At 66.8% G+C, this 16948-nt stretch carries 17 protein-coding genes; 4 read left to right on the top strand and 13 right to left on the bottom strand.

The features are described from left to right. Positions 1–231: 231 nt before the first annotated feature. The 8 genes from V9G19_RS26330 to V9G19_RS26295 all read right to left on the bottom strand — a co-directional run bounded on the left by V9G19_RS26330 (position 232) and on the right by V9G19_RS26295 (position 8881). Positions 232–1617 (bottom strand): FAD-dependent oxidoreductase, encoded by a 1386-nt coding sequence (locus V9G19_RS26330; RefSeq protein WP_462288347.1) that lies wholly within the window; start codon positions 1615–1617, stop codon positions 232–234. A gap of 14 nt (positions 1618–1631) precedes the next feature. Then, entirely contained in the window at positions 1632–2720 is a 1089-nt protein-coding gene (locus V9G19_RS26325; protein WP_462288346.1) for an ABC transporter ATP-binding protein, read from the bottom strand. Beyond that, complete coding sequence (locus tag V9G19_RS26320) at positions 2717–3571, bottom strand: ABC transporter permease (RefSeq protein WP_462288345.1); 855 nt, start codon at positions 3569–3571, stop codon at positions 2717–2719. The genes V9G19_RS26325 and V9G19_RS26320 overlap by 4 nt, the downstream gene beginning before the upstream one ends. A 45-nt stretch (positions 3572–3616) precedes the next feature. Further along, a complete protein-coding gene (locus V9G19_RS26315; RefSeq protein ID WP_462288344.1) occupies positions 3617–4459 on the bottom strand; it encodes an ABC transporter permease in 843 nt (280 codons plus the stop codon). 31 nt (positions 4460–4490) lie between these two features. Then, on the bottom strand, positions 4491–5636 hold the full coding sequence (locus tag V9G19_RS26310) for an ABC transporter substrate-binding protein (protein WP_462288343.1): 1146 nt from the start codon (positions 5634–5636) through the stop codon (positions 4491–4493). 182 nt (positions 5637–5818) lie between these two features. Next, the gene (locus V9G19_RS26305; protein WP_462288342.1) at positions 5819–6205 is read right to left on the bottom strand and encodes a TolB family protein; all 387 of its coding nucleotides are present in this window, start codon (positions 6203–6205) and stop codon (positions 5819–5821) included. Between the two features lie 750 nt (positions 6206–6955). Next, positions 6956–7714: a transposase gene (locus tag V9G19_RS26300; RefSeq protein WP_462288341.1), complete on the bottom strand. Its 759-nt coding sequence runs from the start codon at positions 7712–7714 to the stop codon at positions 6956–6958. Between the two features lie 408 nt (positions 7715–8122). After that, a complete protein-coding gene (locus tag V9G19_RS26295; protein WP_462288340.1) occupies positions 8123–8881 on the bottom strand; it encodes a transposase in 759 nt (252 codons plus the stop codon). A gap of 202 nt (positions 8882–9083) precedes the next feature. Here V9G19_RS26295 and V9G19_RS26290 point away from each other — a divergent pair, with 202 nt between their 5' ends. After that, positions 9084–9407, top strand: a complete 324-nt coding sequence (locus V9G19_RS26290; RefSeq protein ID WP_462288339.1) for a hypothetical protein — start codon at positions 9084–9086, stop codon at positions 9405–9407. A gap of 94 nt (positions 9408–9501) precedes the next feature. On the opposite strand, the gene V9G19_RS26285 is transcribed toward V9G19_RS26290, so the two are convergent. From V9G19_RS26285 to V9G19_RS26275, 3 genes are all read right to left on the bottom strand, one after another. After that, on the bottom strand, positions 9502–10173 hold the full coding sequence (locus V9G19_RS26285; RefSeq protein ID WP_462288338.1) for an ISAs1 family transposase: 672 nt from the start codon (positions 10171–10173) through the stop codon (positions 9502–9504). A 6-nt stretch (positions 10174–10179) separates the two neighbouring features. Further along, entirely contained in the window at positions 10180–10638 is a 459-nt protein-coding gene (locus tag V9G19_RS26280) for a transposase family protein (protein ID WP_462288337.1), read from the bottom strand. 448 nt (positions 10639–11086) lie between these two features. Then, the gene (locus V9G19_RS26275; RefSeq protein WP_462288336.1) at positions 11087–12019 is read right to left on the bottom strand and encodes a TolB family protein; all 933 of its coding nucleotides are present in this window, start codon (positions 12017–12019) and stop codon (positions 11087–11089) included. Positions 12020–12247: 228 nt separating this feature from the next. Between V9G19_RS26275 and V9G19_RS26270 the strand changes: the two genes are divergently transcribed. From V9G19_RS26270 to fmdA, 3 genes are all read left to right on the top strand, one after another. After that, positions 12248–12535, top strand: coding sequence for an FmdB family zinc ribbon protein (locus V9G19_RS26270; RefSeq protein ID WP_462288335.1), 288 nt, complete (start codon positions 12248–12250; stop codon positions 12533–12535). Positions 12536–12598: 63 nt separating this feature from the next. After that, on the top strand, positions 12599–13210 hold the full coding sequence (locus V9G19_RS26265) for an AmiS/UreI family transporter (RefSeq protein ID WP_462288334.1): 612 nt from the start codon (positions 12599–12601) through the stop codon (positions 13208–13210). A gap of 14 nt (positions 13211–13224) precedes the next feature. Further along, positions 13225–14478 (top strand): formamidase, encoded by a 1254-nt coding sequence (gene fmdA, locus V9G19_RS26260; protein ID WP_462288333.1) that lies wholly within the window; start codon positions 13225–13227, stop codon positions 14476–14478. Between the two features lie 154 nt (positions 14479–14632). Here the strand turns inward: fmdA and V9G19_RS26255 are convergent, their stop codons facing one another. Together V9G19_RS26255 and V9G19_RS26250 are read right to left on the bottom strand one after the other, a co-directional pair. Next, entirely contained in the window at positions 14633–16006 is a 1374-nt protein-coding gene (locus tag V9G19_RS26255) for an L-serine ammonia-lyase (protein WP_462288332.1), read from the bottom strand. 84 nt (positions 16007–16090) lie between these two features. Beyond that, positions 16091–16594: an NUDIX domain-containing protein gene (locus V9G19_RS26250; RefSeq protein ID WP_462288331.1), complete on the bottom strand. Its 504-nt coding sequence runs from the start codon at positions 16592–16594 to the stop codon at positions 16091–16093. Positions 16595–16948: the final 354 nt, after the last annotated feature.

Below are 16948 nucleotides of genomic sequence, written 5' to 3'. Positions count from 1 at the left end.
AGCAGGTCGGTAGCCGAGCGGAGACGGGCTGCCAACTCGCCCAGAAGGCCTGCCGGTTTAGCTTCCAGATGCACCGTCGGCCATGACAAGCGGCGGCCGGCCGTCGCAGCGAACTCGCCCAGGGTCCCACTCTTGCCCACCCCACGCGGTCCCACCAGTACTTTAGCGCAATTGAGCAATTGTGGTTTGCCCGGGCAGGCCCGCCCGCAGCGACCATGCCGATGACCGGCCTCAGCGAATCCGCACGCCCTGACGGGTCAGTTCGGCCTGGACGGCGACGATGTCGATGTCGTCGAGGTCGCGCCCGGCGCGGACCGAGAGCGCCGCGGCGACGCCGGCGCCTTGGCCGAGGACGGCGCAGCAAGACATATTGCGCGTGGCCGCGTGCGCGATCCGGTCACCGCCGGTGGATCGGCCGGCGACGAGCAGCCCGCGGCTGCCGCCGCGCGGTAGCAGGTTGCGATAGGGCAGCTGGAAGTAGCGGCCGGTCAGCGGGAGGACGAGGACACCATAGCCGTCGATGAACTGCGGATAGATCCCGATCGTGTCCTCGAAACGCGCCTGCCCGCGGACATCCTGCTCGGTCAGGTCATAGCGGCAGGCAACTTTGCGCGTGTCGCGGATGCCGATCGTCATCCCGAAGTTGCGCAGCCGGGCCCGCTCGCAGCCGGGGGTGAAGCGGCGCAGCGCCTCGATGGCGTGCAGCGCCTGGCGCCGCCCGGCGATCTCGCCGCGGGTCAGCGAGTCCGGATCGGTCCCGTCGATGTGCTCCAGGTGGATGAGGTTGAGGTAGGTCAGCTCGCCGGTGTCGTGGATCGCGCCCCACGTGCCGCCGATCGTCGTCAGGTCGGCCGGGATCACCCCGGCCTCGATCGCGCGCGCGAACGGCTTGCCCAAGAACGGCGAGAACAGGCCGTCCTCGGCACCCGTCGTCTCGATCTGCCAGCCCGACTCCTGTCCCGCCCAGTCGGCATACGTCTGCGGGTCTGCTTGTATGCCGTCGAGAAAGGCCCGTTTGGCCACCCCGGACAGGTGGAACATCACCGAGGCGGCGAGCATCTCCTCGGGCGGGGTGAGCCGGGTCGGGACGCCCGCGCGGTGGGCAATGTCGGCATCGCCGCTGGCGTCGATGATCCGCCTGGCGAGGATCGCCTCCCGGCCGGCCTTGGACTCGGTGATCACGCCGGTGAGCGCGTCGCCGTCCAGGACCGGCGCGACGACCAGCCGGTGCAACATCGGGTGAACCCCGGCCTCCTCGACCAGCACGTCGGCGACGACCTTGAACCCCTCGGAATCGATCTCCTGGGACAGTGACTGCGACTCCGGGACGGCGGCCCCCATCGCGGCCGCCCGGTCCTCGAACTCGCGGGCGATCCCGCCGGCATCGACGGTCTGCTCCCGCCGATACCAGGCCATCCCCTCGACCCCGACTGCCGTGAGGTTTCCTCCGAGGCAGCCGAACCGCTCGACCAAGGTCACCTCGACCCCGGCCCTCGCCGCCGCCAGCGCCGCGGCGAGACCCGCCGGTCCGGAGCCGACGACGAGGACGTCGGTGCGCCGAATGACGTCGACGCTGCGGGCGGGCTCGCGGATCTGGCCGAGCGGCGCGGACGGCATCTCAGGCTCCAGGGTCAGGGCGCAACCGCGAGCGCGGCATCACCGCGCGGGATCAGCCGCACGCGCTCGCCGGGGGCATATTCGGTGACCTCGGCGTTGCCGACCTGGACGACCGCCTTTTCCCCGGCGTCGGTCTCGGTGACGACGCGGCCGTGGCCCCCGAGAAAGCTGGCGCTGACCACGGTGGCGTTGGCGCCTTCGGCGCCGCCGGCCATGTCCGCTGCACCGCTGGCGGCCCGCTCGATGCGGATCCCCTCGGGCCGGATGAGCACCACGGCCGGCCCGGTCGCCGATCCGGGCAGCAGCGGGACGCGCACGCCCAGCACGTCGGCAGCCTCGCCATCGCTCGTGGCGCGCACCCGGTTGGCGAGCCCGACGAAGTCGGCGACGAAGGGGGTGGCCGGCCGGGAATACAACTCTGCGGGAGGGGCGATCTGCTCCAACCGGCCGACGCTCATCACCCCGACTCGGTCGGCAACGGCGAGGGCCTCCTCCTGGTCGTGGGTGACGAACAGGGTGGTCGTCCCGACGCTTTGCTGGATCCGTCGGATCTCGTCGCGCAGTTGGGTGCGCACCTTAGCATCGAGCGCCGAGAGCGGCTCGTCGAGCAGCAGCACCTGCGGCTCGATCGCCAACGCCCGGGCGAGCGCGACCCGCTGCTGCTGCCCGCCGGACATCTGATGAGCGAACTTGTCGGCATGCTGCTCCAGTCCGACCAGCTCGAGCATCTCCCCGGCCCGGGCGCGCCGGCGACTCTTGTCCTGGCCGCGCAGCTCGAGCCCGAACTCGACGTTTTGCCGGGCGGTCATGTGCGGGAAGAGACTATAGGCCTGGAACACCATGCCCATGTCGCGCTTGTTGGTCGGTATGCCGGTCACATCGCGCCCGGCGACCGTGATCGTGCCGCTGTCGGGATCCTCCAGCCCCGCCAGGCAGCGCAAGGCGGTTGTCTTGCCGCAGCCCGACGGGCCGAGCAGGGCGACAAACTCGCCGGGCTCGATGTGCAGGGTCAGGTTGTCGAGGGCGTTCACGCCGGCATAGGTGCGGCGTAGCTCGGTGAGTTGGACGGCGACGCCGGCGTTGGCTGGGGCGAGCGTGGTCACGGGGTGGTCTCCTTGCGAGGGCGGCGCAGGCGGGCGAAGGGCGAGGTGCCGGCGCGGCCGCTGCCGACGAAGGACATGGCAAAGAGCACCGCGAATGCGAAAACCAGCGCGGCGAGCCCGACGGCCACGCTGATCTGGGCGTCGGACTTGCCGAGTTCGAACATCGCGACCTGGAGGTTCTTGCGGTTGAACAGATTCGCGATCGTGAACTCCCCCAACACCAAAGCGACCGACAAGAAGGACGCCGAGAGGACGGCGCTGCGCAGGTTGGGCAGCACGATCCGCCACATCACGGTCGGCCAGCCCGCGCCCAGTGACCGCGCGGCCTCGGAGAGCGTCCGCACGTCGATCGCGCGCAATCCCGCGTCAAGGGCCCGGTAGGCATAGGGCAGGACGAGCACGACATAAGCCAGCGCCAGCCAGAGGGTGGACTCCCCGAGCAGGTAGGACACCCACGCATAGACCGGCGTCAACCCGACGACCAGGACGATCGCCGGAACGGTCAGCGGCAGCAGGCAGATGAACTCGACGGTCCGGGTCAGCCCGGGCAGCCGCAGCCGCACCCAGGTCATCGTCGGGACGAGCAACGCGAGCATGACGACCACCGTGACGATCGCCAGCCCGATCGAGGCGACAAAACCCTCCTTCAGCGCGGGGTACTCCTGGGAAATCGTCTCGAAGTCGACGAGCGTGCGCCACGTCGCGGCGGTGCGTTCACCGGTCGCGAGGTCGCGGGTGGTGAACTCGAGCATCCCCAGCAGCGGAGTGAGGAAGAAGACCAGCACGACGCTCAGCACGGCCCGCCGCAACCACGCCTGCTTGCGCCGCACAGCCGCGCGCCGGCCCGTCATGGCCGCCACCTCATCATCCCACCGCCTGGCCATCCCCACGCCTGGTCATCGCTGCAACCACCGGCTGGCGCGTTTGTCGATCCACGCGTATGCCGCCATCACCAGCGCGACGACGACCACCATTTCCAGGGCCATCGCCTTGCCGATGTTCTCCTGTCCGAGAACGGTTTCGGAGGTGAATGTCCCGCCGATCTGCAGCGGCAGCAGCGGCGAGCCCTGCGAGATCAAGGCGGCGGCGGTGGCATAGGCGGAGAAGGCGTTCGTGAACAGCAGCAGCGTCGCGCCGACAAAGGACGGCAACAGAATCGGCCCGGCCACGCGACGCCAGTAGGTCCACGTGGTCCCCCCGAGCGTCTCGGCGGCCTCGCGCCACTGCGGGCGCAGACCATCCACGGCGGGCAGGAAGACGATGAGCATCAGCGGGATCTGGAAATAGAGATAGACGGCGAGCAGGCCCCGGTCCCAGGCATAAAGCCACAGGCCACTGCTCTCGACCCCGCGGGCGGCCAGGGCCTTGGTCAAGAACCCGGTCAAGCCAAAGGTGGCGAGGAACGCGAACGCGAGCGCCACTCCACCGAACTGCGCGAGGACCCCGCACAACGAGGTGACGAAACGGCGGAGCACCCCGGCCGGCGCGGCGGTGCTCACGGCATACGCGAGGATGCCGCCGACGACCGCGCCGATCAGCGCGGTCACGACCGACAGCACCACGGACTGGACCAACGCCCGCACGACGTCGGGCGAGGTCAGCCCGTGCAGGTTGCCGACGGTCGGGCGGTTGTCGCCGTCGAGGAAAGCGCCGATGACGACGACCAGGGTCGGGATCAGCAGGAAGATCGCCGTGTAGGCGAAGAACGGGAGAACCCCGAGCAGGGCTCCGCCCGGCATACGGCCGCGCGAAGCCCTGCGAACGGCGTTGTCAGCCAACGGCCTTGGCCCAATTGGCGGTGAGGTAGGCCTTGGCCTTGTCGGTCTGCTCGGTGGTCGAGACCATCGGCTCGCCAACCGCCTTGGGCAGCTTGTCGGCTGCCGAGGTGTCGATCGTGCCGGCCTTGGTCATCGCGTCCATCAGGACCGGCCGGGCGCCGCCGTTGAGCCAAAGGTTCTGCCCCTCGTCGGAATAGAGGAACTCCTGCCACAGGCGCGCTGCCGCCGGGTGCGGGGCGTCCTTGTTGATCGCCTGGAAGTAGTAGCCGGCGACGATGGCGTTGTCGGGAACCCAGACCTTCCACGACGGGACCTTGGCGGTGTGGGCGGCGTTGAGGTAGTCCCAGTTGATGACGACCGGGGTAGCACCGGATTCGACGGTCGCGGACGTGGGGTCGACCGGGATCAGGTTGCCGGCCTTCTTCAGCTCGCCGAAGAAATCGACAGCCTTGGTGATGTCGTCGAGCGTGCCGCCCTTGGCGAGCGAGACCATCTGCACCCCGGCGAAGCCGGCCGCGGCTTTGAGCGGGTCGCCGTTCAGCGCGACCTTGCCCTTGAACTCGGGCTTCAACAGATCGTCCACGCTGGTGATCGCGGGGACCTTTGCCGAGTCGTAGCCGATCGCCATGTAGCCGCCATAGTCGTTGACCCACAACCCGTTCGGGTCCTTGTATTGCGCGGGGATCTCGTCGAAGCGCTCGACCTGGTAGGCCGCGTATTTGTCGGTGTTGGCGAGGGCGACGACCCCGCCGAGGTCAAAGACATCGGGCGCCTTGGACTGGCCCTTGAGCCGCTCGGCGGTCGCGATCTCGGTGGCGCTGTCGGCGTCGGGCTGGTCGGAGACGACCTTCACGCCATACTTCGCCTCGAATGCCTTGATGATCGCGCCGTAGTTGGCCCAGTCGGGTGGGAGCGCGATGACGTTGAGCGTCCCTTCCTTCTTGGCGGCCTCGACGAGCTTGTCCAGGCCGCCGAGTGCGGCGGCCGAGGTCGCGCTCGCGGCGTCGCCGCCACCGGACCCGCCGGATGTGGACGAGCCTGACGATTCCTTGCTCGGTGGCGAGCACGCGACCAGCGTCGCGGCGGTGAGGCCGGCGAGCAGCAGAGTGCTCGCGCGACGCGAGGGGCGCAGGGTCATGACTACCTCCGTGAAGCAGCTGCGGCCGCGTGGCCGCAGGCGGGCGAGAACCCACCTGCGGCGCACCCTAGACCCGGCATCCGACAACCCGGCCGCGACACGGCGATTCGACTGCTGCTTGCCGCCGAATCGTCACCAGCCGGCTCGCTGCCGAACCGAACCGTTTCGCGCCAGATCCGCGGTCAGTTCGTCGCGCGCCAGTCGTAGGTGTCGACGAAGGCGTCCCAGTTCTGGAAGATCCGACGTTTGCTGCTGCCGTCGGGGTTCATGACGTCGGTGTCGGTGTCGTGTTTGTACTGCCACGCGATCGACGCCCCGTCCGGCGACCAGATCGGCATCCACGACCACTGGGTACTCCGCGTCAGAGTGGCGATCTTGGCGGTGGCGAGGTCGAGAACCTTGACGACCGGGGTGCCCTCCGCCAGGAAGACCACCTTCGTGCCGGTCGGGTCGACGTCAAGCTGCCAGGTGGACGCCGGCACGGCCTGGATTGGCCGCCCGCTGGTGGAGTAGACGGCGATCCGGGTCTTGCTTTCGCCGGAGGATTGGAAGCAGAACCGGTTCGTCACGATCTGGTTGCGAGAGGTCCACCGCGGCGAGACGTAGGCCTGACCGAGCGGACACTCGTCGTCGTGATCGCTCGACCGATCACGGTCGCCGCCGCGCCGGGCACGACGGCCAGGCTGAAGTTGCTGTTCCTGCTTATGAGGCGCTCGAAGACCAGCCGAGTGCTGTCCGGCGACCAGCTGGGCGCGCGCTCGCGAACCTTAGGGGTGTTGGTCAAACGCGCGCCTGGCCGGGTCCGTTGGCGTTCATGACCCACAGGTCCGGCTTGGCGCCATCCAACCAGCGTATGTAGGCGATGCGCGTGCCGTCCGGGCGAGCAGCTGGCCTGGCCGACGTCGCCCGTCGTCGTGATCCGGCGCCGGGCGCCCCTCGCGGCGTTGACGCCATACAAGTCCTGGTCCACGCCAACGAGCACCTCCCCGATGGTCTGAGCCCGATCGAGGCGCGGAAGCCCTCCTTGAGAGCCGGATATTGGGCTCATCCCAAACGGGGCGACGGTCGATCTGGCCCCTGGTGAAACCGGTGGTAGAATACATTCGTGACGGCCCGATCTGGAGGTTTGAGTGTGGAAACCCAATCTTCTCTTGGAGCGGGCTGTCGCTTTGTTAGGCGCTCCGGTCAGAATGTCGCGATTGTATTACATTCCCTCACCGTGAATAAGCCTCATCGATCGGATCGATCTGGGGTCACCAGCAAACCTTCGACCAGAACTGTAATCCCTCCGGGACCGTCGACGGCACGGTGAGGCTTATTCACGAGGCTAGTTTCAGGAATTGTAGCCCGAGGACAGCGGTGATGGTTTGAGCGAATGTGTGGTAGGGCCGCCGGTAGTCGGTGTGGAGGATCCGCCAGGTTTTCAAATGCGCGATGGTTCGTTCGATGGTGGCGCGGATCGCGTTGAGTTCTTTGTTGAATTGCTTCCGGTCGTCGGTGAGTTCTCCACCGGGTGGTTTCTTGATCGGGGTGATCAGGCCGGCGCCGATATAGCCTTTGTCGGCGACGATGGTGAGGAGGTCCTCGGTGTCGAGGACTCCGTGGGTGCGCAGGGCGGTCAGGTCGTGGGTGGACCCGGGAAGGGGATCGGAGACCCACAGCAGCCGGCCGGAGAGGGTGGCGGCGATTTGGACGTTGACACCGGTGGTGTGGTGTTTGCCGGAGTACAGGTCGGGGATGTCGGCCCAGGACCAGCACGGGAGCAGGGTTTCGTCGATGATCAGGGGGACGTCGGGGTCGAGGTCGTCCGCGACCGGGATCCAGTCGGCGGTGGCGTCGGCGAGGGCGGGGGTCATCGCGGCGATCGTCCGCGAGATCGTGGGCTGGGAGGTGGCGTACCGGTCGGCCAGGTCTTCTTGGGTGCTGTTTCGCCGCAAATAGGTCATGGTGATGATGATCGACTTTCGCAGCCCCAGCGACGGTGGGTAAGCCACTGGATATCCTGCGTTCTGCAGGTCGCGGATCATGATGACGAGACGGTCGATCTGGCCCCTGGTGAAACCGGTGGTAGAATACATTCGCGACAGTCCGTTCTGGAGTGTTTGAGTGTGCTAACCCAATTCTCTCTAAGGGCGGGCTGTCGCTTTGTTAGGCGCTCCGGTCAGAATGTCGCGTTTGTATTACGTTCCTCCCCCTGAATAAGCCTCGGTGTATATCCCCTTGGCGTCTACCAGCAACTCCACCTATTGCATCTTACGGGATGATTTTGCCGGCCTTTTTCGGGTGGAAATCGTCGTGCACGAATGCCTGAGCCTGGCTGTGCGCCGGATGGCTATGCTGGCGTTTCTGCTGGCCATTCTGGGGAGTTGTAGCTCGGAAGCCGATCCAGTAGCCACCGTGCAACCAATTCCCAGCTCGTCCTCTACGACGCCGAGGACGTCTTGCACGTCTCTAACGAATCGGAGTTCGATAGCGACGAGGCTTATTCACGAGGCTAGTTTCAGGAATTGTAGCCCGAGGACAGCGGTGATGGTTTGAGCGAATGTGTGGTAGGGCCGCCGGTAGTCGGTGTGGAGGATCCGCCAGGTTTTCAGGTGGGCGATGGTTCGTTCGATGGTGGCGCGGATCGCGTTGAGTTCTTTGTTGAATTGTTTCCGGTCGTCGGTGAGTTCTCCCTTGGGTGGCTTTTTGATGGGGGTAATCAGGCCGGCGCCGATGTAGCCTTTGTCAGCGATGATCGTGGCGGCACGGCCGCCGTCCAGGAGGCCGCTGGCGCGCAGGGCGGTCAGGTCGTGGGTGGACCCGGGAAGGGGATCGGAGACCCACAGCAGGCGGCCGGAGAGGGTGGCGGCGACCTGGACGTTGACACCGGTGGTGTGGTGTTTGCCGGAGTAGAGGTCGGGGGCATCGGCCCAGGACCAGCACGGGAGCAGAGTTCCGTCGATGATCAGCACGACCTCGGGGTCGAGGTCGTCCGCGACCGGGATCCAGTCGGCGGTGGCGTCGGCCAGCACCGGGGTCATCGCGGCGATCGTCCGCGAGATCGTGGGCTGGGAGGTGGCGTACCGGTCGGCCAGGTCGTCTTGGGTGTGGTTTCGCCGCAGATAGGTCAGGGTGATGATGATCGACTTCCGCAGCCCCAGCGACGGCGGGTAGGCCAGCGAATATCCCGCGTTCTGCAGGTCGCGGATCAGGACGACCAGACGGTCGATCTGGGTCGTGGTGAAACCGGTGGTAAAATACATTCGCGACAGTCCGATCTGGAGGTTTGAGTGTGGTAACCCAATCTTCTCTTGGAGCGGGCTGTGGCTTTGTCAGGCGCTCCGATCAGAATGTCGCGATTGTATTACATTCCCACGCCGTGAATAAGCCTCGACCTATCGTCAACTGCAAGCGCCTGACGCCGCCCGATGGCTCGTGACCCTCGGCGTTGTGGAGAATAGATGTATGCACGACATCGAATTGATAGCACTCCAGGAGCAGGCGCAAACGGTAGGCTTTGATCTCGTGGGTGTGCACGTCCGGATCCCACCGTCCGAAAGAATCCTAGCTGCCCAGCAGATTGGCGAGCCCGTAACGGCTTCACGTTCGGCCTTCTCGAAAAGGAAACTGCCGCCCGAAAACTCGGCCCAGCTGGTCGGCGAGTTCATCGTTCACGCCAGCAGTCAGGGTGTCTCGTCACCACCTTTCAGCCTCGAATACCAAATTGAAGGGCATACCTCAACACTCCTTCTCAACCCGCGAGTCGTCATTTGCACGTGCAGCAAGTAGCAAACGACGTGACGTGAAGTAACGCCGCGCCTTTTGGTGCCGCTCAGCACTCGAAAACGTTGACAGCGAGGCCGCCGCGGGCTGTCTCCCAGGGTCATGGCAAAGTCCAGTTTGTGCTGGTCAGCAGGGTGATGACCTTGTCTGGTCGCCTGTTGTGGTGGCGTAGCGCGGCGGTGTTGTTGGTGGTGCCAGCCAGCCGTAGCAGGCCGATCGCGATGTTGCGGAGGGTGGCCATGGTGTGGGGTGCCTGGCCCGTCCTGATCCGGGAGGCGTCCTCGCCGAAGGCGACGTCGCGGACGTAGTGGGGCTTGTTTTCGATCGCCCAGTGTCCTTGGACCCAGGCGGCGAGAACGGGAGGGTTCGCGTCGGCGGAGGTGATCAGGTAGACGACCTCGACGGTTCGCTTCCCGTTGACGGTGACGCTGCGGCGTAGCTGGGCGACCTGGGCGGCACCGGGGAAGGAGATCCACGCCGGGACCAGAACCGTCTTGATCGTGCGCCGGACCCGGCGGCCTTTCGTCTTCTCCACCGTGGAGTGTCCCGGGACCTGCGCCCAGGGCAGCGCTTTGAGCGCGGCGCGCAGCGTCGGGCGGTTCGCCTTGACGGTGAAGACGCAGTCCGCGCCGGCGGTGGTGATGGTGGTCGCGGTCTCGTCCTGGCAGTGCATGGCATCGATCGTCACGACCGGTCCGGCCAGGTCGACCACGTTCGCTAGCTGCCGCAACAGTGTTCGGACGGTGGGGATCTCGTTCGTCTTCTCCCCCACGGCCACCTAGCCCACCACGACACCACGCAGGTGGTCGAACGCCGCCACCAGGTGCGGCGTCGCGGCACCGGCCCGGCGGGCACCCTGAACAGTCTTGCCGTCCAGGGCAATGACCCGGCGACCCGTCACGACGGTGGTGGTCCACATCCACAGACCGATGACCGTATCGAGCACCACGGGGTCCAACCGGGCGAACAGCCGCCGGAACACCGACGCCTCCGGCGTGCGACGCTGGTCAGGGAACCCCAACGCCGCGGCCGTTGCCGCGTCCTGGTCGGACAGCCAGGCCGCGACCGCGACGTCGGAGGTCGCCCCGGCCAGCGTGGCCGCGATCCCCGCCGCGACCAACGGAACAAGGCCGTAGCGTCGACCCCGACGAGAGCGAGGATCCGAGAGTCCGGACAGGACCGACAACAACGACCGTGTCGAGACACGCCCGGCGGCAGGAATACGCGAGGATGGCATGAGCGGATGTGGCCTCTCGGTTCGACAGCAGTGTGGTAACCGCCATCCAACCCACACAGGCCACATCCGCCCCACACGCCACGCCGTTCACACCCCCGCAAAACCCCAGGTCAGCGCCCTATCGTCCGACTTTGTCGCGACCCTGGGCTGTCTCCCTGTACATGGATTTCATGTCCGCGCCGGTCTCGCGCATCGTCTTGGTCACGTTGTCGAGCGAGACGATGAGAGCCGTCGCCGCGCGGTGCGGGTGGCGGGATGCTCGCACGGCGCGAGGGGCGCAGGGTCATGACTACCTCCGTGGAGCGATGCGGCCGGCTGGCCGCAGGCGGGTGAGAACCCGCCTGCGGCGCACCCTGGACCCGCCGTCCGACAACCCTGCGGCGACTCGGCGCGGTGTCGCTTGACAGCTGCCGAATCGACACGAGGGATGACCGTCGTGGTAGTCCCGTTATCCGACGGCGCGCCAGTCGTAGGTGTCGACGAAAACGGCCCAGTTCTGGAAGAGCCGGCGCTTGTTGCTGCCATCGGCATTCATCACGTAGGTGTCGGTGTCGTCTTTGTACTGCCAGGCGATCGAGACACCGTCCGGAGACCAGATCGGCAGCCATGACCACTGGGTGCTGTTCGTCAGGGTCGTGATCCGGGAGGTGTCGAGGTCGAGGACCTTGACGACGGGGCGGGCGTCCCCGGCAAGGAAGACCACCTTGGTGCCCGTCGGGTCGACGTCGAGCTGCCAGGTCGACGCGGGCACGGCCTTGATCGGCCGACCGGTCGGCGAGTAGACGGCGATCCGGGTCTTGCTCGCCCCCGAGGGCTGGAAGCAGAAGCGATTCGCCACGATCTGGTTGCGGCTGGTCCACCGGGGCGTGACGTAGGCCTGCCCGAGCGGACATTCGTCGTTGTGGTCGCTCGACCGGATCACGGTCACCGCGGCGCCCGGCACTGCGGGCATGACCGCCAGGCTGGGATTGCTGTTCTTGCCGATGAGGCGCTCGAAGACCAGCCGGGTGCCGTCCGGCGACCAACTCGGCGCGCGCTCACGCACCACCGGGGTGTTCGTCAGGCGCACCTGGCCCGATCCATCGGCGTTCATCACCCACAGGTCAGGCTTGGCACCATCGAGCCAGCGCATATAGGCGATGCGCGTGCCGTCCGGCGAGAAGCTGGCCTGGCCGACATCGCCGGTCGTGGTGATCCGGCGTCGCGCGCCGGTCGCGGCATTGACGCCATAGAGGTCCTGGTCCACCCCAACGAGCACCTCCCCCGTGACCGTCCCCGTGCCGGTGTCTGCCGATGCCGTTGCCGCAGAACCCGTTGCGGACAAGGTGGCCGTGAGGCCCGCGGCCCCCAGCGCAGCGATCAGCTTCCGTCTTCCGTTCACATTCCCCTCCATTCGCCAGGTCTCATCGACCCGCGTCATCCCCCGCGTCGCCGCGGGGCCACCAGGCGGTGGCGGGAGTTCCTGACGGACGACCGACCGTCATCCATCGCAAAGGGCGCAACATCTCCGGCGCCAACGGCGGAAACCCGCCATCCCTGCGCCGGTGACAACCACCGGTAACCCTCGCTACGGTCACTGCCCAAGGCACGGGAAGGACGGTGAAGGTTCGTGGCGAGCTACGACTTCGACTGCCCCTCGCATGGCATCACAACGGTCAGCATGCCGATGGCCCAGGTGACATCGACGCTCCCCTGTCCCGCGTGCGGACAGCCCGCACGCCGCGTCTTTTCCGCTCCCCAACTTCGTTTCGGGGATGCCTCCGCTCGGCGGCTGCTCTTGGCCACCGAGCAATCGGCCCACGAGCCGGCCGTCGTCTCCGCTCCCATCGGCGCGCCACTGACGCGCCGGGGACGCCCGGTGGCCAACCCGCGGACCGCCCGTCTTCCCAAGCCGTAGCCCGGGATCGCTTGCCCCTCAGGGGTTTTGGCAACCCCGGGAACACGGCAGATCGGAGGTTCCTTGGGCAACGTCGGCCTGCTCTATGTCGGCGCGATTCTCTTCCTCAACGGCTGCGCCCTCCTCGGCTGGGTCCGAGGCAATGGCGCCGTCCCGCTCAACATTTTCGTCGGGCTGTTGCAGGTCATCACGCCGACGTGGCTGATCTTCACCTCCGGTGGCGACCCCGACGTCATCTTCGGCGCCTCCGGGCTCTACCTCTTCGGCTTCACCTATCTCTATGTCGCGATGAACACGATCTGGGGTTTCGACGGGACCGGCCTGGGCTGGTTCTCGCTCTTCGTCGCCATCGCGGCAGTCGCGTATGCCGTCGTCTCCGCCGTCCGCGAGGACTACGCCTTCGCCGTCATCTGGCTGCTGTGGGCCTACCTGTGGTGGCTGTTCTTCCAGCTGCTCGGTCAAGACCGCGCCGAGTTGACGGCATACACCGGAGCAGTCGCCGCGATCGAGGGCTGGACCACGGCCGCGATCCCGGCCTTCCTGCTCCTCATCGGCCACTGGGACGTCGTCGCGAACGCCGTCATGGCCGTCATCGTCGCCGTCGTCAGTGTCGGCGGCTTCCTCTTCGCGCGCACCCGGCTGGGCAGCCGGACCGCGCTCCCCACTCCCGCCTGAACGGAGCCTGATCCATGCCCGAGGTCATCTTCCCGCTCGACTCCTCCAAGAAGTTCACCGATCAGAAGTATGTCGGCCACAACCGGTGGCACCCCGACATCCCGGCCAATGTCCGAGTCAAGTCCGGTGACGTCTTCCGGGTCGACTGCCGCGAGTGGTTCGACGGGGCGATCGTCAACGACGACTCCGCCGACGACATCCTGAACGCGCCGCTCAAGGGCGTGCACGTGCTTTCCGGGCCGATCGCCGTGGAGGGCGCCGCGCCGGGGGACCTGCTGATGGTCGACATCCTCGACGTCGGGCCGATCCCGCAGGAGGACAGCGGGCCACTCGCCGGCCAGGGCTGGGGCTACACCGGGATCTTCGCCAAGGAGAACGGCGGCGGCTTCTTGACCGACCAGTTCCCCGACGCCTACAAGGTGATCTGGGACTTCCGCGGCGGCGTCGCGACCTCGCGGCACGTGCCCGGTGTGTCGTTCGTCGGCATCGTCCACCCGGGCCTGATGGGCACCGCCCCGAGCAAGGACCTGCTGGCGAAGTGGAACACCCGCGAGGCCGCACTCATCGCGACCGACCCCGACCGGGTGCCGCCGCTCGCCCTCCCACCCGAGCCGGAGTTCGCGATCCTCGGCACGCTCAGTGGCGACGACTTCGAGCGCGCCCGCAAGGAGGCCGCCCGCACCGCTCCCCCGCGCGAGAACGGCGGCAACCAGGACATCAAGAACTTCACCAAGGGAACGCGGGTCTTCTATCCGGTTTTCGTCGATGGCGCGAACCTGTCGATGGGTGACCTGCACTTCAGCCAGGGCGATGGCGAGATCACCTTCTGCGGCGCGATCGAGATGGGCGGGTTCATCGACCTGCACGTCGACGTCATCAAGGGCGGAATGGAGACTTATGGCGTGTCGGAGAACGCCATCTTCATGCCCGGCACGACCGACCCGCAGTTCAGCCAGTGGCTGGCCTTCTCGGGCACGTCGGTGACCCTGGATGGCGAGCAGAAGTATCTCGACAGCCACCTGTCCTACCAGCGGGCCTGCCTGCACGCCATCGACTACCTCACCAAGTTCGGCTACTCCCCCGAGCAGGCGTACATGATCCTCGGTGCCGCCCCGATCGAGGGCCGCCTCTCCGGCGTCGTCGACATCCCGAACTCGTGCTCGACGGTCTACCTCCCAACGGCGATCTTCGACTTCGACGTCCGCCCCGGCAAGAACGGCCCGCACCAGATCGATCCGGGTATGGGCGTTCCCAAGTCGTCGTTCTGAGTCGTCCTTCTGAGCTGCCGCCCGGACCGCCGACGCCAACAAAACCGCTGAGGTCTGTACTTTTCGCTGAGGTCTGCTGTTTTGTAGTACGACCTCAGCCAAGAGTGCAGACCTCAGCAGGCCTTGTCCGCAATGCTCGGCACTCAACGCTCCGTCAGCACTCGATGACGTTGACCGCGAGGCCCCCGCGGGCGGTCTCCTTGTACTTGGATTTCATGTCCGCGCCGGTCTCGCGCATTGTCTTGATCACCTTATCCAGCGAGACGATGTGCGAGCCGTCGCCGCGCAGAGCAGTTCGGGCGGCAGCGATCGCCTTGACCGCGGCAACCGCATTGCGCTCGATGCACGGGATCTGGACCAAGCCGCCGACGGGGTCACAGGTCAGGCCGAGGTTGTGTTCCATGGCGATCTCGGCGGCATTCTCCACCTGCTTCGGTGTGCCGCCGAGCACCGCCGCGAACCCCGCCGCCGCCATCGAGCATGCCGAGCCGACCTCGCCCTGACAGCCGACCTCGGCGCCGGAGATCGACGCGGTCTCCTTATAGATCGTGCCGATCGCGCCCGCGGTCAGCAGGAAGCGGCATACGCCCCGGTCGTCAGCTCCAGGAACGAAATTGACGTAGTAGTGGAGCACTGCCGGGATGATCCCGGCAGCGCCATTGGTCGGCGCCGTCACGATCCGGCCGCCGGCGGCGTTTTCCTCGTTGACCGCCAACGCATAGAGCGAGATCCAGTCCATGCCGCGCAGCGGGTCACCGCCGGCGTTCTCGCTCGCGAGTTGCAGGGCGAGGGCGGGTGCCCGGCGCTTGACCCGCAATCCCCCGGGCAGCACGCCCTCGTTGTGCGTCCCGTTAGTCACGCACTCCTGCATGACCGCCCAGATGTGCCGCAGTCCCTCGCGGATCTCGGTCTCGGTGCGCCAGGATTTCTCGTTCTCCATCATCACCTGCGAGATCGACAGTCCGGACTCCTCGCAGCGGGCGAGCAGTTCCTCGCCGGTGCGGAAGGGATAGCGCACGGGCGTCGTGTCCGCGACGATCGCCGTGGATCCGTCGGCATCCTCGCCGACGACGAAGCCGCCACCGACGGAGTAGTAGGTCTTCTCCAAAATTGTCGAACCGTCGGCCGCGAACGCGGCGAACGTCATCCCGTTGGGGTGCAGCGGCAGGGTCTTGCGTCGGTGCATGATCAGGTCGCCGGCTTCGTCGAAGTCGATCTCGTGCTCACCGAGCAGGCTGACCCGACCGCTGGAGCGGATCGTCTCCAGGCGATCGGCGACCGCGCTGGGGTCACAGGTCTCGGGATGCTCGCCACAAAGTCCGAGCAGCACGGCCTTGTCGGAGCCGTGCCCATGCCCGGTGGCCCCGAGCGAGCCGAAGAGCTCGGCCAGCACGCGCGACACCCGCGGCAGGTCGCCGACCTCGCGCAGGGTCTCGGCAAACAAGACGCTCGCCCGCATCGGCCCGACGGTGTGCGAACTGGAGGGACCGATGCCGATAGAAAACAGGTCAAATACGCTCAGCGCCATGTCCACCGCCCTTGCTGTTGTCCGGTGCCGTTCTCCAGAGGATACGGCCACTCCAGCGATCCTGCAGGGCTTGGCGGACCCGTCCTAGCCGATGCCGTCGACGCGGTCGCCGTCCTCCAGGTAGACAGCGGCCGCGGTGTCGATCACGGCGCTCACTCGACGCCGAATCGCCTTGCGCAGCAAGGGCAGCGCCTCGGTGGCAGGCAGGAGGCGGATCTCGGCGATCTCGCTCTCTTGCGGTCGGGCCGCGGCGAGCACATCATCGGGAAGCGCTCCGGCGTCGAAGAGAAACCGGATGCCGAGCGGACGGTCCGGCCGTGCGGGCCGGGTGTCGACCGCCGCGAGGCGTCCAGCCCGCAACTCCAGTCCAGTCTCCTCACGCACCTCGCGTTGACACGCCTCCCACGGGGTCTCGCCGTTGGCTTCCATGATTCCCCCGGGGAGCGTCCAGCCCTTCTTGTAGGTCGGTTTGACGATCAGCAACCGCCCCTGCCGGTCCCGCACGATCGCCCCGCAGGATACCGGCAGGCGGGGTGGTCCAGGGTCGGGGGTAGCGGTGCCCCCGGTGTGGTCGTCCGGATTCGTCACACGGGCCAGGATAGTTAGCGCGGATTTCCAGGTGGCCGGTTGACCTCAATACCTGAGCGAGGCGGATTGATCAGGTGCGGATGGAAACCACGCTGCAGGCCAGGCCCATCGCGGGATCCCGCTACGCCCACGTGGGAGTCGATAGTTGTGTCGGTCATGCTGTCATGCACCGTCCCGGTATGTGAACTGCTGATCAAGAAGTGACGCGCTCAGCGATACCAGACAGCCGAACTATCACCAGTACAGACGAATCCAGCTCCAGCGCGTCGCCCTCGTCGACAACAGATGATCTGACATCATCGGCATATAGCAGCGGAATCACCTCAACGACCTGGAGCGGAAGCGTTCACCGCG

The organism is Nostocoides sp., assembly GCF_037045025.1.
Classification (GTDB): Bacteria; Actinomycetota; Actinomycetes; order Actinomycetales; family Dermatophilaceae; genus Nostocoides_A.
Note: the sequence above shows the minus strand (reverse complement) of the source record. Positions and strands in the feature narration are given on the sequence as shown.

Bases quoted from the DNA above. Each gene is read 5' to 3' on its own strand.
- V9G19_RS26330 (WP_462288347.1), bottom strand. From the start codon at position 1,617: ATGCCGTCCGCGCCGCTCGGCCAGATCCGCGAGCCCGCCCGCAGCGTC.
- V9G19_RS26320 (WP_462288345.1), bottom strand. From the start codon at position 3,571: ATGACGGGCCGGCGCGCGGCTGTGCGGCGCAAGCAGGCGTGGTTGCGG.
- V9G19_RS26315 (WP_462288344.1), bottom strand. From the start codon at position 4,459: ATGCCGGGCGGAGCCCTGCTCGGGGTTCTCCCGTTCTTCGCCTACACG.
- V9G19_RS26310 (WP_462288343.1), bottom strand. From the start codon at position 5,636: ATGACCCTGCGCCCCTCGCGTCGCGCGAGCACTCTGCTGCTCGCCGGC.
- V9G19_RS26300 (WP_462288341.1), bottom strand. From the start codon at position 7,714: ATGTATTCTACCACCGGTTTCACCAGGGGCCAGATCGACCGTCTCGTC.
- V9G19_RS26295 (WP_462288340.1), bottom strand. From the start codon at position 8,881: ATGTATTTTACCACCGGTTTCACCACGACCCAGATCGACCGTCTGGTC.
- V9G19_RS26290 (WP_462288339.1), top strand. From the start codon at position 9,084: ATGCACGACATCGAATTGATAGCACTCCAGGAGCAGGCGCAAACGGTA.
- V9G19_RS26280 (WP_462288337.1), bottom strand. From the start codon at position 10,638: ATGCCATCCTCGCGTATTCCTGCCGCCGGGCGTGTCTCGACACGGTCG.
- fmdA (WP_462288333.1), top strand. From the start codon at position 13,225: ATGCCCGAGGTCATCTTCCCGCTCGACTCCTCCAAGAAGTTCACCGAT.
- V9G19_RS26255 (WP_462288332.1), bottom strand. From the start codon at position 16,006: ATGGCGCTGAGCGTATTTGACCTGTTTTCTATCGGCATCGGTCCCTCC.